Source organism: Amycolatopsis tucumanensis, from assembly GCF_021654135.1.
GTDB classification, from domain to species: Bacteria; Actinomycetota; Actinomycetes; order Mycobacteriales; family Pseudonocardiaceae; genus Amycolatopsis_E; species Amycolatopsis_E tucumanensis.
The window spans coordinates 1-21,484 of sequence record NZ_JAKGSD010000064.1; the positions used below are offsets into that span (position 1 = coordinate 1).

Here is a 21,484-nt window from a genome sequence, read left to right on the forward strand (position 1 = left end):
GGCTCCGGGATGACCAGGGGTTGGGTGCCTCGTCCCACCTCGTGCAGTGGGTCGCTGGGTGGTCATCCCGTCGCCTTCCGGTTTGTGCATATCACCTTGAGCCAGGGCCGCAAGGTTGGCATGTTCGGCTGCCGGTTGGCGGCCTGGGTTGCGGCCCTGGCTCAAGGTGATCGTTGCGTGTCAGGCGACGGGATGACCACCCAGCTGCCTTGGGTTCAAAGATCAGGCCCGCGTGCGGCGGATGGTCCTCATCACGAACATGACGACCAGCAGGACCACCAAACCCCCGCCGGTGCCAGCCAGCGCCACGATCATCGGCGTCCAGTTCTTCGGGTTCGCCTCCGGGAGCCCGGACGGCAGCTGCCGTCCCGCCTCCGCGGCCAGGCCCTCCTCGGCGGGCACGATCGCGGTCAGCGCCGCCACCGGGTTGACCACGCCAAAACCGGTGAAGTTGTCCCGGCCGCCCTGCGCGCCCGGGTGCTGCGCGGTCACCCGGATCCGGTTCATGATCTGCCGCGCGTTCAGGTTCGGGTACTGCGCCGCCACCAGCGCCGCCACCCCGGCCACGTACGGCGCCGCGAAGCTCGTCCCTTGGATGGGCGTCGCCTTGTCGTTCTCGATCGTCTGGTTCGCCAGCTGCGACGAGCCCTTCGACGGGTCCAGCGAGATGATGTTCGTGCCCGGCGCGGCCACGCTCACCCACGGCCCGTGCACGCTGAACGGCGCCACCCCGCCGGTCTCGTCGATCGCCGCCACCGACAGCACGTCGTCGGAGAACCACGGCGGCGTCACGATCGACCGGGGCTTGTTCGGGTCGGCCTGGTCGTTCTGCGGGCACGTCTCGGACGTGTTGCCCGCCGCGGCCACGACCACCACGTTCCGGTCCACCGCGTACCGCACCGCGGCCTGGATCGCCCGCTCGCCGTCGGTGATCGAGCCGTCCGCGGGGCGGCAGTTGTCCACCGACATGTTGATCACGTCGACGTTCAGGTTCACCGCGCGCACGATCGCCTGCGCGAGCGACAGCGTGGTGCCCGCGCCGTTCGCGTCGTTCTGCTGCCGTCCACCGGTCTGCTGGCCGCTGGTGCCGCCCGCCGAGTCCGGTTTGGAGTAGTTCTGGCTGGACTGCCGGATCGACACGATCGTCGAGTCGGGCGCGACGCCGGTGAACCCGATCTGGTCCTGCGGCGTCTGCGCGGCGATGATCCCGGCCACCTCGGTGCCGTGACCGTCGCAGTCGTTCAGGCCGTTGTCACCGGCCGAAACGTAGTCGCCGCCGCCCTCCAGCCGGGGCAGGTACGGGTGCCGGGTGACGCCGGTGTCGATCACTGCGACCCGGATGCCGCCGCCAGCCGAACCGGTCTTGGCGCGGGCGAGCTGCTGGGCTTCCTCGATCTGGAGGTACTGCTGGCCCCACGGCTTCTCCCGCAGCACGACCTCCTTCTGCCCGAGGTCACGCGTCACGCAGGCGTTCTTCTGCTGGTAGTCGAAGCTGTTGCGGCCACCGTTGTCGCTGGGCAGGTAGCTGGCGACGAACGGCGGCGGCACCGCCCAGTACCCGTCGGAGCCGGTGCCGCCCGTCTGCGCCTGTGCCGTCCCGGTCGCCAGGACGCCGATCGACCCCGCCAGCAGGACGGTCGCCGTCCGGCCGGGCGCACCGAGTCTCCGCACGCGAGTTCCCCCTCGAATCATGCTCAGCCGAACGAGATGTGCCGCAGCGTGGCGTACAGGTCCATGACGGCCAGCGCGAGCGGCAGCACGGTGGCGATGCAGATCGCCTCGAAGATCTCGACGGTGCGGCGCAGCGGCGGCGAGAACCGCTGGTTGGGGAACACGACGCCGACCACCAGCGAACCCGCGCCGATGATCACCAGCGCCCCGAACACCCACAGCAGGCGGCCCATCGGCGTCTGCGTGCCCAGCCAGCCGATCAGGATGCCGGCGCCGGACACGATGCCCGTGGTCAGCAGCGCGACGGCCTGGCTGCCGTTGGCGTAGGAGCGGGCGCGCAGCAGCAGCACCATCGTCGCGACGGCGGCGGTGAGGATGCCCCACACGCCGGGCGCGGTCGCGGTGATGATCGCGGCGATCGCGGTCGCGCTGCCGCACCCGATCAGCAGGCCGGTCATGTAGTTGTGGGCGACGGCCGTGCGGCGCTCGATTTCGGCGTAGTCCGGGAACGTCGTGTCCTCTTTGAGCTCCTCCGCGGTGCCCGGCACGTGCGGCAGCGGCAGCTTGGCCAGCCAGATCGTCGCGCGCGGCAGCAGGGAGATCAGCGCGAGCGCGCCGGCCGCGGTGCCCGCGGCGATGCCGGCCGCAGGGTGCGCGATCAGGGTCGCGATGGTGAACGCGACCACCCCGATCACGCCTGCCGTGGCCGCGGCGATGAACGTCGTGATGCCTGCGCCCATGATCATGATCGCGACCGCGGCCAGGATCACCACCAAACCGCTGGCCAGCAGCAGGTTGGCCCGCACGGTCAGCCCGGGCACGGCGTAGAACCCGGCGACGAACGCGAACGGCAACCCGCCCGCGGCGGCGATCACCACCCCGGTCGCCTCGGCCTGGTAGGCCTTGGCCAGCGTCGCGCCGACCGCGAGGCACGCGATCGCGGCGACACCCGCGGTGAGCGCGGCGGCCAGGCCGTTCCCGCCGAACAGCGGGCCGCCGAAGAACAGGGCCAGGGCCGCGGTGAACAGCGCCAGGCCGCCCGCGATGTGCCCGATGCGCCGCGCGGTCTCCTTGGTCCACGGCCGGAAGGTGTCCGGCTGGGCGTCGGCGATCGCGTCGACCACGTCGTCGTACAGCGGCGGCGGCGGGTTGTCGTTGCGCTTGCGCAACTGCAGCAGGTCGCCGTCGACGATGCCGAGCGAGGCGAGCGTCCGGCTCGGGTCGAGCGGCGCGTCGCCCAGCTTGGCCAGCGCCCAGCCGCCGTGGCGGGCGCCGCCGTCCGGCGAGGTCTCCCTGGCCATGTCGAGCAGCATCGGCATCAGGTCGGCGACCGCGACGTCGGCCGGCAGCGCCACGTCGATCCTGGTGCGGGGCGCGACCACCGTCACCCTGCTGAATACCGTCGTGCCCGTTGCCACTTGCCTGCCCCCTACCCGAGAGAATGCTGCGGGCTACTTATACCGAACGACCGTGTCCGCGGCAGCCGCTGCCCGTGAATTCCTGCCCAACGTGCACCCGCGGATCGTTCCGGACTGTCGGTGGGCGGTCCTAGTATTACTGCACCTGGCTCCGCCACGGGGGTGGATTCGGGCAATCGGTGCCGGGTTGGGCGGTCTCGGCCTCGGAAGAGGTCGTTGTTCGCTACCGTGTGGGCGCTGGAGGAGCAGGACGACTTGAAGAGGGGACCCTTCGGTGAGCACGCTGCAGTTCAAGAGGTCACCAAGGCTTGCTGCGCCGCGCCCACCGGGCGGTGAGGTCCACCTCGAACCGCCACCCGAGGTGCCCCGCACGATCCCCGGCAACGTCGTCCAGAAGATGATGCCGGTGGTCATGATCGTGGCCACCATGGGCATGGTCGTGGTCATGTTCACCACCGGCGGTGCGGCCGCGCGCAGCCCGCTGACCCTGATGTTCCCGCTGATGATGCTCATGTCGATGGGCGGAATGTTCGCCGGTGGCGGCAAGAGCGGCGGGGCCAAGAAGGCCGAGATGAACGAGGACCGCAAGGACTACCTGCGGTACCTCGGGCAGATGCGCGAGCGGGCCCGCGAGGCGATGGCTGAGCAGCGCGCGTCGCTGGAGTGGGTGCACCCGGATCCGCAGGCGCTGTGGTCGCTGGCCGCGAGCCGCCGCATGTGGGAGCGCCGCCAGAACGACCAGGACTTCCTGCACCTGCGCGTCGGGCGCAGCTCGCACCGGCTGGCCACGCGCCTGGTGCCGCCGCAGACCGGTCCGGTCGACGAGCTGGAGCCGATCGCGACGCTGGCGCTGCGCCGGTTCGTGCGCGCCCACTCGATCGTCCCCGATCTGCCCACCCAGATCACCCTGCGCGGGTTCGCGGCGGTGAGCCTGAGCGGCGACAAGGAGCTGACCCGCGGGCTTACCAGGGCGATGCTGGCCCAGCTCGTCACCTTCCACAGCTGTGACGACGTGCTGCTCGCGTTCGCCACCACCGGCCGCGCGAAGGCCGAGTGGGAGTGGGCGAAGTGGCTGCCGCACGTGCAGCACCCGGAGCTTGCCGACGGCATCGGCCAGCTGCGCATGATGGCCGGTTCGCTCGCGCAGATCGAGCAGTGGCTGGACGCGGAGCTGCGCGACCGGCCGCGGTTCTCGCGCAACGCGACGCCGTCGCCGGACCAGCCGCACATCGTGATCGTGCTGGACGACGCGGAGGTCACCCGCGAGGAGCAGATCATCCTCGAAGAGGGCCTGGTCGGCGTCACCTTGATCGACCTGTCCGACTCCCTGGGCAACCTCGCCGCGCGCCGCGGCCTGCGGCTGGTCGTGGAGAAGGAACGCGTCGGCGCGCGCAGCGGCGGCGGCATCGAGTGGTTCGGCAAGCCGGACACGCTCAGCGTCGTCGAGTGCGAGGCGCTGGCCCGCAAGCTCGCGCCGTACCGCGTCGGCAGCGCCGCGCAGGAGGCGAGCGAGGACGAGCCGCTGCTGTCCAACCCGACGCTGCTGGAGCTGCTCGGCATCCCCGGCGACCCGATGACGTTCGACGTGCAGCAGGCCTGGCGGCCGCGCCCGGTGCGCGACCGCTACCGCGTCCCGTTCGGGATCGGCGAGTTCGGGCAGGCCGTCGAGCTGGACATCAAGGAAGCCGCGATGGAGGGCATGGGTCCGCACGGCCTGTGCATCGGGGCGACCGGTTCCGGTAAGTCGGAGTTCCTGCGCACGCTGGTGCTCGGCCTCCTGGCCACGCACTCCAGCACGACGCTGAACATGATCCTGGTCGACTTCAAGGGTGGTGCGACGTTCCTCGGCCTGGACAAGGCCCCGCACGTCGCGGCGACGATCACCAACCTGGCCGGCGACCTGACGCTGGTCGACCGCATGAAGGACGCGATCGCGGGCGAGGTCGCGCGGCGCCAGGAAGTGCTCGCGAAGGGCAACTACAAGAACGTCTGGGACTACGAGAAGGCCCGTGAGAACGGCGCCGACCTCGACCCGCTGCCCGCGCTGTTCATCTGCATCGACGAGTTCTCCGAGATGCTGACGGCCAAGCCGGACTTCATCGACATCTTCCTCCAGATCGGCCGCGTCGGCCGGTCGCTGCAGATGCACATGCTGCTCGCCTCGCAGCGGCTGGAGGAGGGCAAGCTGCGTGGTCTGGACACGTTCCTGTCCTACCGGATCGGTCTGAAGACGTTCTCCGCCGCGGAGTCCCGGGCCGCGATCGGCGTGCCGGACGCGTTCGAGCTGCCGTCGATCCCGGGTTCCGGGTACCTGAAGTACGACACGTCCACGATGGTCCGGTTCAAGGCGTCCTACGTGTCCGGTCCGTACCGGCCCGCCGGGATGCAGGCGGCCGGGCCGGTGGCCAACGTCGTGCGCGCCGACAAGCGGCCGCAGCTGTTCGTGCCCGACTTCGTGGAGCTGCCGCCGGAACCCGAGCCGGAGCCGGTGCGCGTCGAGGCCGCGCCCCAGCCGCAGCAGGAGGAGGGCACCGAGCCGACCGAGCTCGAGGTCATCGTCGACCGCCTGATCGGCCAGGGCCCGCCCGCGCACGAGGTGTGGCTGCCGCCGCTGGACGAGTCGAACTCGCTGGACACACTGCTGCCGAACCTCAACCCGACCGACGACCGCGGTCTGTCGCCGGTTGGTTTCTTCGGCAACGGCAAGCTGCAGGTGCCGATCGGCATCGTCGACCGGCCGTTCGAGCAGCGGCGCGACCCGCTGTGGGCGGACTTCTCCGGCGCCGCCGGTCACGGTGTGATCGTCGGCGGTCCGCAGTCGGGCAAGTCGACCCTCCTGCGCACGCTGATCATGTCGCTGTCGCTGGCCAACACGCCGGAGGAGGCGCAGTTCTACTGCATCGACCTCGGTGGTGGCACGCTCGCCGGCCTCTCCGACCTGCCGCACGTCGGTGGTGTCGCGGTGGCCCGGCGCGAGCCGGACAAGGCGCGCCGCATCGTGGCCGAGCTGAACGCGCTCGCCAACGAGCGGGAAGGCCTGTTCGGGCAGCTGGGCATCGACTCGATGGCCGACTTCCGCAACCGCAAGCGCCGCGGCGAGATCACCCCGGAGCAGGACCCGTTCGGTGACGCGTTCCTGATCGTCGACGGCTGGCGCGCCCTGCGCGACGACTTCGAGGAGCTGGAGCCGCAGATCACCGCGCTGGCCCAGCGCGGTCTGGCCTACGGCGTGCACGTGATCATCTCCGCGAACCGGTGGGCGGACATCCGCCCGGCCATCAAGGACATGCTGGGCACGCGGTTCGAGCTGCGGCTCGGTGACCCGAGCGAATCCGACATCGACCGCCGTACCGCGGTGAACGTGCCCGAGGGCCGTCCCGGCCGCGGCCTGACCCGCGACCGGCTGCACATGCTGATCGGCTTGCCGCGGATCGACGGGTCGAGCGATCCGGAATCGATCGGCGCCGGCGTCGCGGACGCGGTCGCGAAGATCAAGGCCGCCTGGCCGGGCCGCCCGGCGCCGCAGGTGCGGCTGCTGCCGGAGATGGTGTCCTACGAGGACGTGCTGTCGATGGACAAGCAGCGGCACACCAAGCTCATCCCGATCGGCATCAACGAGGACGAGCTGGCGCCGGTCTACCTGGACTTCGACGCCGACCCGCACTTCATCGCCTTCGCCGACGGCGAGTCCGGCAAGACGAACCTGCTGCGGCAGATCACGCGCGGGATCACCGAGCGGTACACGGCGAAGGAAGCGGTCATCGTGCTGGTGGACTACCGGCGCACGATGCTCGGGTTCGTCGAGGGCAACCACCTGCTCGGCTACGCGGTGTCGGCCAACCAGCTCGACGGCATGGTCAAGGACATCGTGGGGTCGATGACCCGGCGGCTGCCCGGGCCGGACGTCACGCAGGAGCAGCTGCGCAACCGGTCCTGGTGGAAGGGCCCGGAGCTGTTCATCGTGGTCGACGACTACGACCTGGTGGCCACGCAGACGTCCAACCCGCTCAAGCCGCTGTCGGAGTTCCTGGCCCAGGCCAAGGACGTCGGCCTGCACATGGTCGTGGTGCGCCGCACGGGTGGCGCGTCGCGGGCGGCCTACGACCCGATCATCGGCAAGCTGAAGGAGATCGCGGCGCCGGGCATCGTGATGAACGGCAGCAAGGACGAGGGTCAGCTGCTGGGCAACGTCAAGCCGTCCGCGATGCCGCCGGGTCGTGGTGTCCTGGTGAGCCGCAAGGTCGGCAAGCAGTTGATGCAGGTGTCGTGGATCCAGCCGGACTGATCAGGACCGTCCACATCGGAGCGGAGCACCAGGGCCGTGACGCGGCTCTGGTGCCGTTTCGCGGGGGCGCGTCGTGACCTTGCGCGTCGCAGTGGACTTCGGGACGTCGAGCACCTGCGTGGTGGCCGCGCTGAACGGGCGGCCGCCGCAGGTGGTCGTCGTCGACGGGCAGCCGCTCATGTCCTCGGCCGTGTACGCGGCGGCCGACGGCACCCTGTTCGTCGGGCAGGAGGCCGACCGGCAGGCGGCGATGGACCCGTCGCGCTACGAACCGAACCCGAAGCGCCGCATCGACGAGGGCGAGCTGCTGCTCGGCGACCGCGTCCTGCGGGTCACCGACGTCGTGCGCGCGGTGCTGGAACGCGCCGTCACCGAGGCGCGCCGCCTCGCCAGCAACGCCGAGGTCGGGCTCCTCGTGCTGACTCACCCGGCCGACTGGGGCGCGGTCCGCACCCGGCTGCTGCGCCAGGCCGCGAGTGGTCTGGCCCGCGAGGTCACGCTCGTGCCGGAGCCGGTCGCGGCCGCGGTGTTCCACGCCGCGACCTTCGCGCCCGAGGAGATCAACTCCGACCGCACGGTGGAGATCAGCAACCGTCCCGGCGCGACACTGGCCGTGCTCGACCTCGGCGGCGGCACGGTGGACGTGAGCGTGGTGAGCCGGGTCCCCGGCCACCGCGGCGGGTTCCAGGTGCTCGCGACGCGGGGCGACCCGAGCTTCGGCGGCGCCGATGTCGACCAGTTGCTGCTGGAGCACGTCGGCAGTCTGGTGTCCTCGGCGGATCCGGACGCGTGGCGCCAGCTCGTCGAGGGCCGTGAGTTGACCGACCGGCGCCGTCGCCGGGTGCTGCGCCAGGACGTCCGCGGCGCCAAGGAAACGCTGTCCCGGCACGCCTACACCGACGTGCCGATGCCGCCGCCGTTCGCCGACGCGCACGTGACGCGCGAGGACCTGGAGCGCCTGGTCGCCGCGCCGCTGGGCCGCGCCGTCGAACTGACGTGCGCCGCGATCGAGGAGGCCGAGCTGCGCCCGAAGCAGCTCAGCGCGATCTTCCTGGTCGGCGGGTCGAGCCGGATCCCGATGATCTCGCGGCTGGTACACGAGCGCACCGGCGTGGTTCCGACCACTCTGGACCAGCCGGAGACGGTGGTCGCGCGGGGCGCGCTGCTCGCGGTCCAGAAGGCGCCCGCCGCGCCGCCGCCGCGTGTGCCTTCCCGGCAGCTCGCCGACCAGCGCACCGAGGTGGTGCGCAACCCGAACGCGCCGCGCCCGGGGTTCTCGCCCCGGCCGCCGACACCGCCCGGCGGGTTCAGCGGTCCGGCCGTGCCGCGCCAGGCGCCGCAGGGCGTGCGCCGCCCGCCGCCCGGACCGCCGCGCCCCGCCCACCACGGCTCCGGCCCGGGTTCGCCGCCGCGCGGGATTCCCGCGCCGCCGTCGCGGAAGAAGCCGAAGCTGCCGTGGATCATCGGCGGCGCGGCCGTGCTCGTCGTCGCCGCGGTGGCCGGGCTGGTGTTGGTGCTGACCGCGGACGGGGAGCCGGAGCCGCCGCCGGGGAAGGTCGTCGCGCAGTACCACTACCAGTTCACCGCGCCGCAGGACTGGACGCAGACCGGTGGCTCGCCGGACCTGCGGGAGACGCTGATCAAACCGGACGACGCGCAGCAGCAGTTCGACTCGGTGTCGGTCCAGGAGCACCCGCTGTCCTACGACGCGTCGGCCGATCCTGGCCGGCTCGTCAGCGAGTTGCGGTCGCAGATCGAGGCGGCGCCCGCGCAGTACTCCGGGTTCAACCCGGAAGCCACCTACGCCGGCCGGAAAGTGGTCTTCTACCACCAGGTCCTGCCCGGCCAGAACGCGTCGATCGACTGGTACGCGCTGGCGCAGGGGAACGTCCAGGTGAACGTCGGGTGCGTGTATGCGAACGAAAACGCGCGTCAGCGGGTGGACGCCGCGTGCACGCAGGTGATCCGGACGCTCAACATCAGCGCGTGAAAACCCGTTCGGGTGAGCGCGGCATTCACACCCGCAACTACTTCCGCGAACGGCGGGACAAGGCGGAACCGGCCATGGCAAGGTCATCGTCGTAGGTCCGTAGGCGGTTGGGATCGTTACGGACAACACCACGACGAAGGGGGTAGTTCCTCATGGCAGGCGGCTTTGAAGGGGATCCGGCAGAATTCGCGGCCGCGCACCTGAAGGTGTCCGAGGCCAAGCTGGCGATGGACCAGAACCTGATGCAGCTGGCCAACAACATCGAGGCCACGCAGGCTGGCTGGACCGGTCCGGCGGCCAAGGTGTTCCAGGACGTCATGGACGCGTTCGCCCAGAAGTCGGCGAAGCTGAACGACGCGCTCGAGCACATCGGCGAGATGCTCAAGTCCTCCGGTGTCCAGTACGAGGTGCAGGACCAGGAAGTCAACCAGCAGCTGAGCTCGCTCCAGGCCGCTCTCGAGGGCCTGTGATCGCGGCCTGAGCGCCGTCACCACACCTGACTTCCAGACCAGAAAGGACAATCATGTCGGGCCCGATGAAGGTCGATTACGCCACCATCCACCAGGCGGCCGAGGACTGCAACAAGACCGGCGGCGAGCTGGAGAACCTCTTCACTCAGTTGAAGTCGGACCTCGCTCCGCTGACCAACAGCTGGACCGGTGACGCGCAGCAGGCGTGGCACGACCGGCAGGAGGAGTGGAACCGCGCGCTGGAGGACATGAAGGGTCTCCTCGCCCGCATCGCCACCGCGCTGCCGCAGATCGCGGACGGCTACCAGTCCACGGACACCGGCATCACCAAGATGTTCGGCGGCTGAGTTCTTTTCCCGGAAGGGGCCCCGGCGTTGTGCGCCGGGGCCTTTTTCCGTTGGTCAGCGCGGCATTCCTACTTCGTACTGCGCCTGGTCGTTGAGGACGCGGACGGTGACCTTTTTCGGTTGTCCCGCAACGGTCACCGTGCATTCGAACGTGGTGCCCGTGCGGACCGGCTGGTCCTCGGGGCACTGGGCGTTCTTGACGTCTCCCTCGCCGAAGTCCTCGCGGAGGATCTTGACGACGCCGTCCTGGACCGCGGCCCGGTCGAGGGTGTCCCCCTGGAACGCGCCGAGCAGCCACGCGCCGACGCCACCCCCGGCGAGCAGCACGACCACCGCGGCGCCGATCAGCAACGGCTTCTTGGAGCGCTTGGGCTTCTGCTCGCCGAACGCGCCGAACCCCCCGTAGCTCGGCTGCCACTGCCCACCCTGCCGGGGCTGGGGCCCGGTCGCCGGGCTGGGGGTTTGGTGCTGCGCCTGGCCAGGCTGGTTCCACCCCTGGCCGGGCGGCACCTGGCCGGTTTCGTGCGGGCTCCAGGGCTGGGGGACCGGCCCGCTGGTGGGGTTGTGCTGGCCGGGCTGGCTCCAGGGTGCGGCCGCGCCCGCTTGGTCAGCGGGCTGCTGGCCCCACTGCTGCGGAACCGGCCCGCTGGCGGGATTCTGCTGGCTGGGCTGGCTCCAGGGTGCGGCCGCGCCCGCTTGGTCAGTGGGCTGCTGCCCCCACTGCTGCGGAACCGGCCCGCTGGCCGGGCCTTGGTGTCCCCAGGACTGGGGGACCGGTCCGCTGGCGGGATTCTGCTGTCCCGGCTGCCCCCAGGGGTGCGGCACCGGCCCGCCGGCCCCGAACGCCGCGCCCGCCGGCTGCGACCCGCTCGGCGGGCCGTACGCGCCGGCGGCCCCTTGAGCAGGCGCCCCCTGGCCGTATGACCCGGTGACTCCCGGAGCACCCGGCACGCCCTGATCGGGCCCCCCGCGCCCCTCCGAAGCCGAACCGGACCCCGAGCCCGGCCCCGGCTGCCCCCACGGCTGCCACCCCGGCTGTTGCGGCTGGTTCACGCCACTCACCTGCCCTGCCCCTGGATGTCGTCCATCCGGGCGTAGAAATCCGACACCGCCGCGCTGTCCGCCAGCACCGTGACCTGCGACGGGTCCGGGATCTTCGGCAGGTCGACCTCGGACGGCGTGCCGTCGAGCCGGTAGTGGTAGTCGATCTCCAGTTCGTGCCCGTTGCCGGTGATCTTGCCCGTCATCTCGATCTCGGTCAGCTTGCCCCGCGGGTCCAGCACGACGCGCGTCTGCAGCGTCTGCGCCTTCATCTCGGCCGTCAGCTCGGAGCTGATCGCGGCGGGGAAGGTCACCACGTCGTTCTCGATGAACGCGGTCAGGGTCACCTCGGCCATCAGCTCGACGCTGCCGTCGGGCTTGCTGTTGGCGCTCTTCGCGCCGTGGCCGCCCTCCACCGAGTCCTGCACGGCGCCGAGCATCTTGCAGACCGTCTGCGCGCCCTCCCAGTAGCACTCGTTGTACTGGCCCGACGTGTACGGCATCTGCACCCACGGCGTCGGCGCGAGACTGGCGTACACGGGCCCGAGCAGCATGTACTCGACCGGGCTGTTGGCCGGGTGGTAGACGTCCAGGTACTCGTTCGAGTCGAGGTTCGAGTGGTTGCGGCTCAGCCGCGCGGGCGGGTGCCCCAGCTGCACAGCGCTGATCGTCGCGTTCAGGCGCCGCTCGTCGAAGCGCACCACCTGGTCCAGCCGGGTCTTCCGGGTCTCGTTGGCGCTGAACTGGTCGGACAGCTTGTTGAGCGTCTCGTCGAACTTCGCGCTCACGTAGGCGGCGGCGTCCTCGCCGTCGGGCACGGGCGTCCCCGCCTTGGCGCTGCCGCACCCGGCGAGCAGGGCCACGGTGGCGAGCACCGCGGTGAACCTCGGTAGGCTGGATCTCGTTCGCGCGGACACGCCGGTGGCCCCCTCCAGGCGGAAAACCGTGTTCTCGACTGCGCGCAACCCTAGTATGTAGGCCGGGGACACCCCGCCTTCAAGGTCGCCGAACCCGGCGGGTATCTTTATATGTCGTTGTGCGTGCAGCAAGCGTTCGCGCTGGGTACGCACTCGACCCCAAACGCACCGTTGACCACGAGGTAAACCCTTGCCCACGTACAGCCCTAAGCCTGGCGATGTCACCCGTGCCTGGCATGTGATCGATGCCGAGGATGTCGTGCTCGGCCGGCTCGCGACCGAGGTCGCCACGCTGCTGCGCGGCAAGCACAAGCCCACGTATGCACCACACGTGGACACCGGTGACTTCGTCATCATCGTCAACGCCGAGAAGGTCCGCCTGACCGGTAACAAGCGCGACCAGAAGTTCGCGTACCGGCACAGCGGCTACCCGGGCGGTCTGCGCAAGCGCTCGTTCGGCGAGCTGCTCGACACCCGGCCCGACCGGCTGCTGGAGAAGGTCGTCAAGGGCATGCTGCCGAAGAACAAGCTCGGCCGCGCCCAGGCGAAGAAGCTGAAGGTCTACGCAGGCCCGCAGCACCCGCACGCTGCGCAGCAGCCGCAGCCGTTCGAGATCACCAAGATCGCGCAGGTCGCCAAGTGAGTGAGGAAGTGTCTGTGACCAGCACGGAGACCGAGACCGAGGCCCCCGAGGCCACCGAGGCGGTCGTGACCAGCGAGACGCCGGCCGCGCCGCGGCCGTCCCGCGCTGCCGGTGGCTCCGCCCAGACCGTCGGCCGTCGCAAGGAGGCCGTCGTCCGCGTGCGGCTCGTCCCCGGCACCGGCAAGTTCAAGCTCAACGGGCGCAGCCTGGAGGAGTACTTCCCGAACAAGGTGCACCAGCAGCTCATCCGCGAGCCCCTGGTGACCGTCGAGAAGCCGGATTCGTTCGACATCTTCGGCAACCTGACCGGTGGCGGCATCTCGGGCCAGGCGGGCGCGCTGCGCCTCGCGATCGCCCGCGCCCTGGTCGAGGTCGACGCCGACGACCGTCCCGCGCTGAAGAAGGCCGGGTTCCTGACCCGCGACGCGCGTGCGACCGAGCGCAAGAAGTACGGCCTCAAGAAGGCCCGCAAGGCTCCGCAGTACAGCAAGCGCTGACCTGCGCCAGTCCGACGCGAAGGCGCCCATCCGGTTCCGGGTGGGCGCCTTCGTCGTTCCTGTGCAGGTGACACCCAGACTGGGTATGTAACGTGCGAAAACCGCGTTCTTCCAGCGGAACGCACCCTGGCGACGATGCTCCGGGGGAGCGTTACCGTCGAACCGGGGGACGCTAGGTTGTCGGGGTTGCACGCTCGAGGAGAGGATGAGATGGCTCGCCTTTTCGGCACCGACGGGGTTCGAGGCCTCGCCAACGGGGAGCTGACCCCGGAGCTGGCGCTGTCCGTGGCGGCCAGCGCGGCCCGTGTGCTCGCCGCGCACGACCGCTCGCACCGTCCGGTCGCGGTCGTCGGGCGGGACCCCCGGGCCAGCGGCGAGATGCTGGAGGCCGCCGTCGTGGCCGGCCTCGCGTCGGCGGGCGCGGACGTCCTCCGTGTGGGTGTCCAGCCGACCCCCGCGGTCGCCCATCTGGTCGGCGCCCTCGAAGCCGACCTCGGCGTGATGATCTCCGCGTCGCACAACCCTATGCCGGACAACGGCATCAAGCTCTTCGCCTCCGGCGGGCACAAGCTCCCGGACGGCATCGAGGACGAGATCGAGGCGGGCCTGACCGGTGACGGCCCCCGCCCGACCGGCGCGGAGATCGGCCGGGTCAGCGACGTCGACGACGCCCTCGAGCGCTACACGAACCACCTGCTCGCGGCCACCCCGCACCCGCTCACGGGCCTGCGGATCGTCGTCGACTGCGCCAACGGCGCGGCCTCGTTCGCCGCGCCCGAGGTCTACCGCAAGGCCGGGGCCGAGGTCATCGCCATCCACGCGGAGCCGGACGGCATCAACATCAACGAGGGCTGCGGCTCGACCCACCCGGAGAAGCTCCAGGCGATGGTGGTCGAGCACGGCGCCGACCTGGGCATCGCCCACGACGGCGACGCCGACCGCTGCCTCGCCGTGGACGCCTCCGGCGAGCTGGTGGACGGCGACCAGATCATGGCGATCCTGGCGCTCGCGATGGCCGAGGCCGGGGAGCTGACCCACGACACCCTCGTCGCGACCGTGATGAGCAACCTCGGCCTGCACCTGGCCATGCGCGACCACCGGGTCGACCTGCGCACCACGGCCGTCGGCGACCGGTACGTGCTGGAGGAGTTGCGCGCGGGCGGGTACGCGCTGGGCGGCGAGCAGTCCGGCCACGTGGTGTTCCCGGCGCTCGCCACCACCGGCGACGGCCTGCTCACCGCGCTGCGGGTGATGAGCCGGGTCGCGTCGACCGGCAAGCCGCTGGCCGAGCTGGCCGGCGTGATGCGCAAGCTGCCCCAGGTGCTGGTCAACGTGCGGGTCTCGGACAAGGCGACGGTCGCGAATTCCGACGTCGTGCGCGAAGCCGTCGAGGCCGTGGAGGCCGAGCTGGGCGACGAGGGCCGCGTCCTGCTGCGCCCGTCCGGCACCGAGCAGCTGGTGCGGGTGATGGTCGAGGCGCCGTCACAGGAAACCGCCCAGGCCGCCGCGGACCGCCTCGCCGGAGTCGTTTCGTCCGTCTCCTGAACCGACTGCGGATTGTCGTACCCGGTAGGTATGTTCTGTGCACGACACGGAGCGAGGGGGAGTGGTCGTGGCCGGGTACGAGGTCGATCCGCAGCAGCTCAGCGCCGCTGCCGGCACGGTGCGGGGCGAGCCGGGGACGCAGCTGCGGTACACGCTGCCCAACCTCAAGGACGTGCGGATCACGGCCGAGGACTTCGGCCGCAAGCACCACGAGTCCTTCGCCGGGTACCAGGCGGGCGTGCAGCGGCTGGTGGCCTGTGTGGACAGCTACGTGCGGGCCTCCGGTGAGTTCGCGGACAAGCTGGGCCGCGCGAGCGGGTCCTACACGGCGGCGGACGACCGGTCCCAGGGCGACGTGCGGACGGCGGCGAGCTGATGGCGGAGCGGCTGCCCACGATCGAGGAGGTCCGGCAGCTCGTCGACGACCCGGGGATCGACGACGAGACCAAGCGCACCCTGCTCGTCCGCTACTTCGACGCGATCGGTGACGTCGACCCGGTCGTCCACGGCTTCGCGAACGAGAACGAGAAGAAGGAGCTGCTGGAGTCCTATCAGGACCGGTTCGGGTTCACCGACCGGGACCTCCAGGACGGCGCCTTCGCCTACGAGGCGTACTCCGCGGCGCAGGGCAAGCACGACGCGAACATGCAGGCGGCGCGCGAGGCGCAGGCGCGGGCGGTCGACGACGGGAAGGCGCGCCTCGACTCGCTGAAGGGGTCGGACACCAGCCCGGGGGCGGCGAACTCGAACGAGATCCTCGACGCCGGCGTGCCGGGGCTGGACAGTTTCCGGGTGTGGCTGCCCGTCTACAGCAGGGCGCGCGCGGTGGCGGCGCCCGGGTTGCCGGACTTCCGCTTGCAGGAGCTGATCGACCGCTACGACGAGCAGCGCGACATCCCGTTCGACAAGTTCGCCGCCGGGGTGACCGAGATCGTGCAGGTGCGGGAGTCGGTCGCGGACGCGGCGCCGTCGCAGAACTCCGCGATGCAGGCGTTGTTCGGCTCGTGGGAGGGCGACGGGAAGAACGCGGCGGCGGCGTCCTGGACGAAGTTCGGGGACGGGGTCAGGGCCGTCGAGCAGTCGCTGGAGCACGCGGCGGACGTGGTGAACCGGACGATCGCCGCGGTCGCCGGCTCGTGCCGGGACAAGGCTTCGTGGGTGCTGCAGTACGCGTTCCAGACGTGGCCGCAGCAGCAGGGCCTGACGGCGCAGGACACCGACCGGCTCGCGCGGATCGCCGAGCTGGGGCGCAACGCCAGCGCGGACGACTTCAAGCACTTCATCCCGTTCCTGCTGGGGCAGCAATCGCCGTTGGCGGGGCAGCTGCTGGTGGGTTCGTCGTTCGGGATGTCGGACGAGCTGCTGGACGCGGTGCAGTCGTGGGCGAAGAGCTGGCTGGCGGAGTTCTGCCGCTGGTTCGCCGGTTTCGTCGGCGAGTTCCAGACGATGTGCGAGAACACGCGTGTCGCGGTGGCGGCCCAGTGGTCGGCGTTGAACACCGAGTTGCAGCAGGTGCCGGACAACCCGTTCGCTGCGGTCGGCGAGGCCGCGCCGGTCCCGGCTCGGAGCTCCGGTGCCGGTGGCGCGGGCGGCTCCGGCGGTGGCGCCGCGGGTTCGGCGGGTGGCGGTGGCTCGGGCGGTGGCTCGGCGGGCGGCGCGGGTTTCGCGGGTGGCGCTGGCCCGGCGGGTGCGGCGGGTGGCGCGGGTGCGACACCACCACTTGCCCCTCCGGTCGTGCCCCCGGCGGTGGCGCCCGCCGTGCCGGCCGCCGCGCCGGTGCCGGACGAGCAGGACACGCTGACGGTCCAGCGGGGCGATAGCAAGCTCGAACTGACCGAGCCCGACCAGACCGGCCGAATGGCCATCAAGATCGACAACGGCGACGGTCAGCCGAAGGACTACCAGCTCACGTGGGGCACCCCCGACCCGGCGACCCCCGCGTACACCCCGGCCGCCGACGGCAAAATCCACATCGACGACGGCCCACTGCACATCACAGCCGAACGCCCAGCCGGCGAGACCGGCCCAACGGTGATCACGCTCGACGACGGCACGGGCACCCCAACGACGTACACCCTCGGCGAGGAGCCAACCGCGCCCGGCGGCCCCGGGTCCGTCCCCGGTGCCCCGACGACGTACCCCCTGGGTGAGGAGCCGACCGCCCGGCCCGCCACACCCGGCAGCGTCGGGTCCGCCCCCGGCCTCTCCACCGACCCGGCCCAGCGCCTCGGCGCGACCGGCGCACTCGGCGGCCCCGGCCAGTCAGCTGGCGCCGCGGACTTCGCCCCGCTCGCCGACGGCACGGGCACCCCCACGACGTACGCCCTGGATGAGGAGCCCGCCGGTGGGCCCGCTACACCCGGCAGCGTCGGGGCCGCCCCTGGCCTCTCCACCGACCCGGCCCAGCGCCTCGGCGCGACTGCCGAACTCGGCGGCCTCAACCAGCCGGCTGTCGCCGCAGACTCCATCTCCCTCGCCGATGCCGCCCAGCGGTCGGCGGCTGGCGCGTTCGATGACCTCGCCCAGCCGGCTGCTGCCTCCGGGCCCCTCCACGCCCAGGTTCAAGGCGCGGGTGCCGACGGCGCGCCCGATGGCGCCCAAGCGACTATGTCCGGCGCCGCCGGTGCTGGTCCGCACCTCGCGGACCCTGCCGGTCCGGGCGCGGCCGGCTACCCGTCGCTCGGCGGGCAGGAGCACACCACCCCGGCCGCCGCGCTGGGTGGGGTTTCCGATGGGCTGGCCGAGCAGGGGGCCGTGAGCGGCTCCCTCGGCGATCCCGGCTCGATCGGGCACTCCTCGGCGCCTCCGGCGTCCGGGGCCGCCCTCGGCACCGCGCCGGGGCTTGATCCGGTCGGCGCGGCTGTCGATCCCAGCGGGATGAGCATGCTCGGCGGCCTGCCACCCGCCGCCGCCGGCAACCAGGGTGGCGAGGATCCCGAGCGGTCCTCCCGCGCCTACCGCGTCGACGGCGACATCTTCGACAGCCCCGGCTCGGGTGGCCGCATCAGCGGCTCCCTGGACGAGGAGGAAACCCGCAGGTGAGCGAGTTCCAGACGAAGCTCGACGCGATCGCCGCCGAGCGCGTCGCCCGTCAGGACCTGATCGGCCGCCGCGTCGAGACGAGTCTTGCGGAGAGCCAGGCCCGCGCCGGCGACCTCACGCGGGAGGCCGCCGCGACCGTGCAGCGCCTCGCCGAGCAGGCCGCCCGCACGAGGACAGCCGCCGGTTGGGAGCTGCCCGAGAAGTCCGACCCCAACGCCTCACTGGGCATGGACTTCGAAGACCCCGAGATGGCGACTGAACCGACCAACCGCCACGCGCCCCCACCGGAACCCCCGGCTCGCCGAGGCCGCCACGCCCGCCCCGACGAACCCGAGGACGACTACTCGAACAAGGACTGGCTGGGCTGATCCCAAAGCCCGCGACCCGACTCCTGTGGGGTGTTGTGGCCGAGGGCGGCGCTGGTGGGGTGCTGGTGGTTGGCGGGCTGCTGTGGTGCGGCTGCCCGGCGCGCGGCCCGGCTTCTGCGGCCGGCGCTGGTGGGGCGCCGGTTGCCCCCGGAACGTGCGCGGCTGGGCTTCTGCGGGGGGTGGGGTGTTGGGCTGGGCCGGTGCGGGCGGCGCCGGTGGGCCGCCGGTTGCCCCTGAACGTGCGCGGCTGGGCTTCTGGCGGCGGCGTGGTGTTGGGCTGGGCGGGTGTGGGCGGCGCTGGTGGGGCGCCGGCTGCCCCCGCACGCGCGCGGCCGGGCTTCTGGCGGCGGCGTGGTGTTGGGCTGGGCGGGTGCGGATGGCGCTGGTGGGGCGCCGGCTGCCCCCGAACGCGCGGCCGGACTCCTGCGGCTGACGGAGGTGCAGCTACGCAGCCACCGGCAACGCCTCGCGCGAGAAGTCGATTTCGGCGCGCTTCACGTCCGTCTCCAGCAGCGGCCGGTACTTGTCCGTCCCGGTCAGATACGTCAGGAAGAACGCCGTGAACAAGCCCCTGACCAGCACCTGCGTCCGGTGGTTCGGCTTCCCGTGCAGCAGGCGCTGGCTCCAGTGGCTGCCCTCGGTCAACGCCAGGTGCGTCGACTTGTCGACCTTCCGGTACTGGACCGGCCCGCCCCACGCCTTGGCTATCGACTCGGCGTTGCCGCCCGCCGGGGCGACCAGGTCGCCGTCCGCGGCGAGGTGCAGCCCGGGCGCCGTCACGTGCACCGCGGCCGCGCTCGCCGACGGCAGCGTCTGCGCCGCGGCGAACGTCGCCACCCCGCGCACCCCGCCCGAGGCCGCGGCCAGCACCGCCGATCCGCCGCCGGTCGAGTGGCCCGCCAGGCCCAGTCGGTCCCGGTCGACGCTGATCGCGTCCGGACCGAGCCGCACCCCGGTCACCACGTCCAGCGTCGTGCGCAGGTCCGCGGCCAGCAGGCGGTGCGACGGCAGCGGACCGAGCTGCGTCGCGGGCGCGGCGGCCACGATGCCCCAGCTCGCGAGATGCGCCAGCAGCCCGCGGTACCGCCCGGGCGGCTGCAACCAACCGTGCCCGAACGCCACCGCCGGCAGCCCGAGGCCGCTTCGTGGGGTGAACACCACACCGGGCAATCCGGCGAGCGCGAGGTTGCCCCGCAGCACGTCGTGCGGTCCCGCGTGCGACAGCTCTTCGAGCAGCTCCTTGGGCTTGCTGACCATGGTCGAGAGCTTAGGGCAGCCCGCCCCGGCACGGCCGCGCAACATCCTTCGGAAGCGCGGTTTCGCCGAGGTGGAGATGAGCCGGGGGAGCGCGACCCGTATCCCTCGTTAGGCTGGTGGTGTGTGCGGAATCGTGGGATATGTCGGTCACCGGCAGGCGCTGGACGTCGTGCTCGGCGGGCTGCGCCGGATGGAGTACCGCGGGTATGACTCGGCCGGGGTGGCCGTGCTGGACGGCGCCGGCGCGCTGACCGTCGAACGCAAGGCGGGCCGCCTGGCCAACCTGGAGGGCGCGCTCTCCGAACACGGCCTCGACCGGTTCGCGGGCACCGCGGGCATGGGTCACACCCGCTGGGCGACCCACGGCGCGCCCATCGACCGCAACTCGCACCCGCACCGGGACGCCTCGCAGCGCGTCGCGGTCGTGCACAACGGCATCATCGAGAACTTCGCCGCCCTGCGGGCCGAGCTGGAGGCCGACGGTGTCGAGATGACCAGCGACACCGACACCGAGACCGCGGCCCACCTGGTGGCCCGCGCCTACGCCGACGGCCCCACCGCGGGCGACCTGCCGGCCAGCGTCCGGGCCGTGTGCCGCCGCCTCGAAGGCGCGTTCACCCTGGTCGTCACCCACGCCGACCAGCCGGACATGATCGTCGCCGCGCGGCGGTCGTCGCCGCTGGTCGTGGGCGTCGGCGAGGGCGAGCACTTCGTCGCCTCCGACGTGTCGGCATTCATCGAGCACACCCGCGAGGCCGTCGAGCTGGGCCAGGACCAGGTCGTCGTCATCAGCCGCGACGGCTACGACATCTCCGACTTCGCCGGCGAGCCCGCGCAGGGCAAGCCGTTCACGGTCAACTGGGACCTCTCGGCCGCCGAGAAGGGCGGCCACGAGTACTTCATGCTCAAGGAGATCGAGGAGCAGCCGGAGGCGCTGGCGAACACGCTGCGCGGCCACTTCGACCGCGGCCGCATCATCCTCGACGAGCAGCGCCTGTCCGACCAGGACCTGCGCGAGGTCGACAAGGTGTTCGTGGTGGCCTGCGGCTCGGCCTACCACTCCGGCCTGGTCGCCAAGTACGCGATCGAGCACTGGTGCCGCCTGCCCGTCGAGGTCGAGCTGGCCAGCGAGTTCCGCTACCGCGACCCGGTGCTGGACCGGGACACCCTGGTCGTCGCCGTGTCGCAGTCCGGGGAGACTGCGGACACGCTCGAAGCGATCCGCCACGCCCGCGACCAGAAGGCGCGCGTGCTGGCCGTGTGCAACACCAACGGCGCGCAGATCCCGCGCGAGTCCGACGCCGTGCTCTACACGCACGCCGGGCCGGAGGTCGGGGTCGCGGCGACGAAGACGTTCCTGTCGCAGATCGCGGCGAACTACCTCGTCGGCCTCGCGCTGGCGCAGGCCCGCGGCACGAAGTACCCGGACGAGGTGGCACGCGAGTTCGCCGAGCTGGAGGCCATGCCGGCCGCCGTGCAGAAGGTCCTGTCCACTGTGGACCAGGTGCGCGAGCTGAGCCGGGACATCGCCGACTCGAAGGCCGTGCTGTTCCTGGGCAGGCACGTCGGCTACCCGGTCGCGCTGGAGGGCGCGCTCAAGCTCAAGGAGCTGGCGTACATGCACGCCGAGGCGTTCGCCGCCGGTGAGCTGAAGCACGGCCCGATCGCGTTGATCGAGGAGGGCCTTCCGGTCGTCGTCGTGATGCCGTCGCCGAAGGGCCGCGCGGTGCTGCACGCCAAGCTGGTGTCGAACATCAGCGAGATCCAGGCCCGCGGCGCGCGCACGATCGTCATCGCCGAGGAGGGCGACGACACGGTGCGCCCGTTCGCCGACGAGCTGATCGAGGTCCCGGCGGTGCCGACGCTGCTCCAGCCGCTGGTGTCCACCGTGCCGCTGCAGGTGCTGTCGGCCGAGATCGCTCGCTCGCGTGGTTACGACGTGGACAAGCCGCGGAACCTGGCGAAGTCCGTGACCGTGGAGTAAACAGGGCCG

The 21,484-nt window shown here is 71.7% G+C and carries 16 protein-coding genes; 11 read left to right on the forward strand and 5 right to left on the reverse strand.

The window, feature by feature from the left end:
• Positions 1–222: 222 nt before the first annotated feature.
• Both mycP and eccD read right to left on the reverse strand, forming a co-directional pair.
• Positions 223–1,671 carry a type VII secretion-associated serine protease mycosin gene (gene mycP, locus L2C96_RS38160; protein ID WP_372491309.1) on the reverse strand — a complete coding sequence of 483 codons (1,449 nt, stop codon included), beginning with the start codon at positions 1,669–1,671 and terminating at the stop codon, positions 223–225.
• Positions 1,672–1,694: 23 nt separating this feature from the next.
• Entirely contained in the window at positions 1,695–3,059 is a 1,365-nt protein-coding gene (gene eccD / locus L2C96_RS38165) for a type VII secretion integral membrane protein EccD (RefSeq protein WP_020417579.1), read from the reverse strand.
• A 304-nt stretch (positions 3,060–3,363) separates the two neighbouring features.
• On the opposite strand from eccD, the gene eccCa reads away from it, so the two are divergent.
• The 4 genes from eccCa to L2C96_RS38185 all read left to right on the forward strand — a co-directional run bounded on the left by eccCa (position 3,364) and on the right by L2C96_RS38185 (position 10,181).
• A complete protein-coding gene (eccCa, locus tag L2C96_RS38170) occupies positions 3,364–7,374 on the forward strand; it encodes a type VII secretion protein EccCa (RefSeq protein ID WP_237339590.1) in 4,011 nt (1,336 codons plus the stop codon).
• A gap of 73 nt (positions 7,375–7,447) precedes the next feature.
• On the forward strand, positions 7,448–9,364 hold the full coding sequence (locus tag L2C96_RS38175; RefSeq protein WP_237339591.1) for a type VII secretion-associated protein: 1,917 nt from the start codon (positions 7,448–7,450) through the stop codon (positions 9,362–9,364).
• A 152-nt stretch (positions 9,365–9,516) separates the two neighbouring features.
• Complete coding sequence (locus tag L2C96_RS38180) at positions 9,517–9,834, forward strand: WXG100 family type VII secretion target (RefSeq protein WP_017986646.1); 318 nt, start codon at positions 9,517–9,519, stop codon at positions 9,832–9,834.
• 65 nt (positions 9,835–9,899) lie between these two features.
• On the forward strand, positions 9,900–10,181 hold the full coding sequence (locus L2C96_RS38185) for a WXG100 family type VII secretion target (protein WP_020419999.1): 282 nt from the start codon (positions 9,900–9,902) through the stop codon (positions 10,179–10,181).
• Between the two features lie 54 nt (positions 10,182–10,235).
• Here L2C96_RS38185 and L2C96_RS38190 read toward each other — a convergent pair whose 3' ends face one another.
• Positions 10,236–10,691: a DUF4333 domain-containing protein gene (locus L2C96_RS38190; protein WP_237339592.1), complete on the reverse strand. Its 456-nt coding sequence runs from the start codon at positions 10,689–10,691 to the stop codon at positions 10,236–10,238.
• Between the two features lie 548 nt (positions 10,692–11,239).
• Positions 11,240–12,097 (reverse strand): hypothetical protein, encoded by an 858-nt coding sequence (locus tag L2C96_RS38195; RefSeq protein WP_020420001.1) that lies wholly within the window; start codon positions 12,095–12,097, stop codon positions 11,240–11,242.
• A gap of 232 nt (positions 12,098–12,329) precedes the next feature.
• On the opposite strand from L2C96_RS38195, the gene rplM reads away from it, so the two are divergent.
• The 6 genes from rplM (at position 12,330) to L2C96_RS38225 (ending at position 18,234) form a co-directional block, all read left to right on the forward strand.
• Positions 12,330–12,782, forward strand: coding sequence for a 50S ribosomal protein L13 (rplM, locus tag L2C96_RS38200; RefSeq protein ID WP_020420002.1), 453 nt, complete (start codon positions 12,330–12,332; stop codon positions 12,780–12,782).
• A 14-nt stretch (positions 12,783–12,796) separates the two neighbouring features.
• Positions 12,797–13,279, forward strand: a complete 483-nt coding sequence (gene rpsI, locus L2C96_RS38205) for a 30S ribosomal protein S9 (RefSeq protein ID WP_017986651.1) — start codon at positions 12,797–12,799, stop codon at positions 13,277–13,279.
• A 210-nt stretch (positions 13,280–13,489) separates the two neighbouring features.
• Positions 13,490–14,824 carry a phosphoglucosamine mutase gene (gene glmM / locus L2C96_RS38210; RefSeq protein ID WP_237339593.1) on the forward strand — a complete coding sequence of 445 codons (1,335 nt, stop codon included), beginning with the start codon at positions 13,490–13,492 and terminating at the stop codon, positions 14,822–14,824.
• A gap of 37 nt (positions 14,825–14,861) precedes the next feature.
• The gene (locus tag L2C96_RS38215) at positions 14,862–15,200 is read left to right on the forward strand and encodes a hypothetical protein (RefSeq protein ID WP_237339594.1); all 339 of its coding nucleotides are present in this window, start codon (positions 14,862–14,864) and stop codon (positions 15,198–15,200) included.
• A complete protein-coding gene (locus tag L2C96_RS38220; protein WP_237339595.1) occupies positions 15,200–17,866 on the forward strand; it encodes a hypothetical protein in 2,667 nt (888 codons plus the stop codon). The genes L2C96_RS38215 and L2C96_RS38220 overlap by 1 nt, the downstream gene beginning before the upstream one ends.
• A complete protein-coding gene (locus L2C96_RS38225; RefSeq protein ID WP_237339596.1) occupies positions 17,863–18,234 on the forward strand; it encodes a hypothetical protein in 372 nt (123 codons plus the stop codon). Before L2C96_RS38220 ends, L2C96_RS38225 begins: the two co-directional genes overlap by 4 nt.
• Positions 18,235–18,678: 444 nt before the next feature.
• Here the strand turns inward: L2C96_RS38225 and L2C96_RS38230 are convergent, their stop codons facing one another.
• Positions 18,679–19,491 (reverse strand): dienelactone hydrolase family protein, encoded by an 813-nt coding sequence (locus L2C96_RS38230; RefSeq protein WP_237339597.1) that lies wholly within the window; start codon positions 19,489–19,491, stop codon positions 18,679–18,681.
• Positions 19,492–19,612: 121 nt separating this feature from the next.
• Between L2C96_RS38230 and glmS the strand changes: the two genes are divergently transcribed.
• Complete coding sequence (gene glmS, locus L2C96_RS38235) at positions 19,613–21,475, forward strand: glutamine--fructose-6-phosphate transaminase (isomerizing) (RefSeq protein ID WP_027932604.1); 1,863 nt, start codon at positions 19,613–19,615, stop codon at positions 21,473–21,475.
• Positions 21,476–21,484 lie beyond the last annotated feature (9 nt).

Excerpts from the sequence above, each read along its gene's own strand:
- L2C96_RS38180 (WP_017986646.1), top strand. The coding sequence starts at position 9,517 with ATGGCAGGCGGCTTTGAAGGGGATCCGGCAGAATTCGCGGCCGCGCAC.
- glmM (WP_237339593.1), top strand. The coding sequence starts at position 13,490 with ATGGCTCGCCTTTTCGGCACCGACGGGGTTCGAGGCCTCGCCAACGGG.
- L2C96_RS38230 (WP_237339597.1), bottom strand. The coding sequence starts at position 19,491 with ATGGTCAGCAAGCCCAAGGAGCTGCTCGAAGAGCTGTCGCACGCGGGA.
- L2C96_RS38220 (WP_237339595.1), top strand. The coding sequence starts at position 15,200 with ATGGCGGAGCGGCTGCCCACGATCGAGGAGGTCCGGCAGCTCGTCGAC.
- L2C96_RS38185 (WP_020419999.1), top strand. The coding sequence starts at position 9,900 with ATGAAGGTCGATTACGCCACCATCCACCAGGCGGCCGAGGACTGCAAC.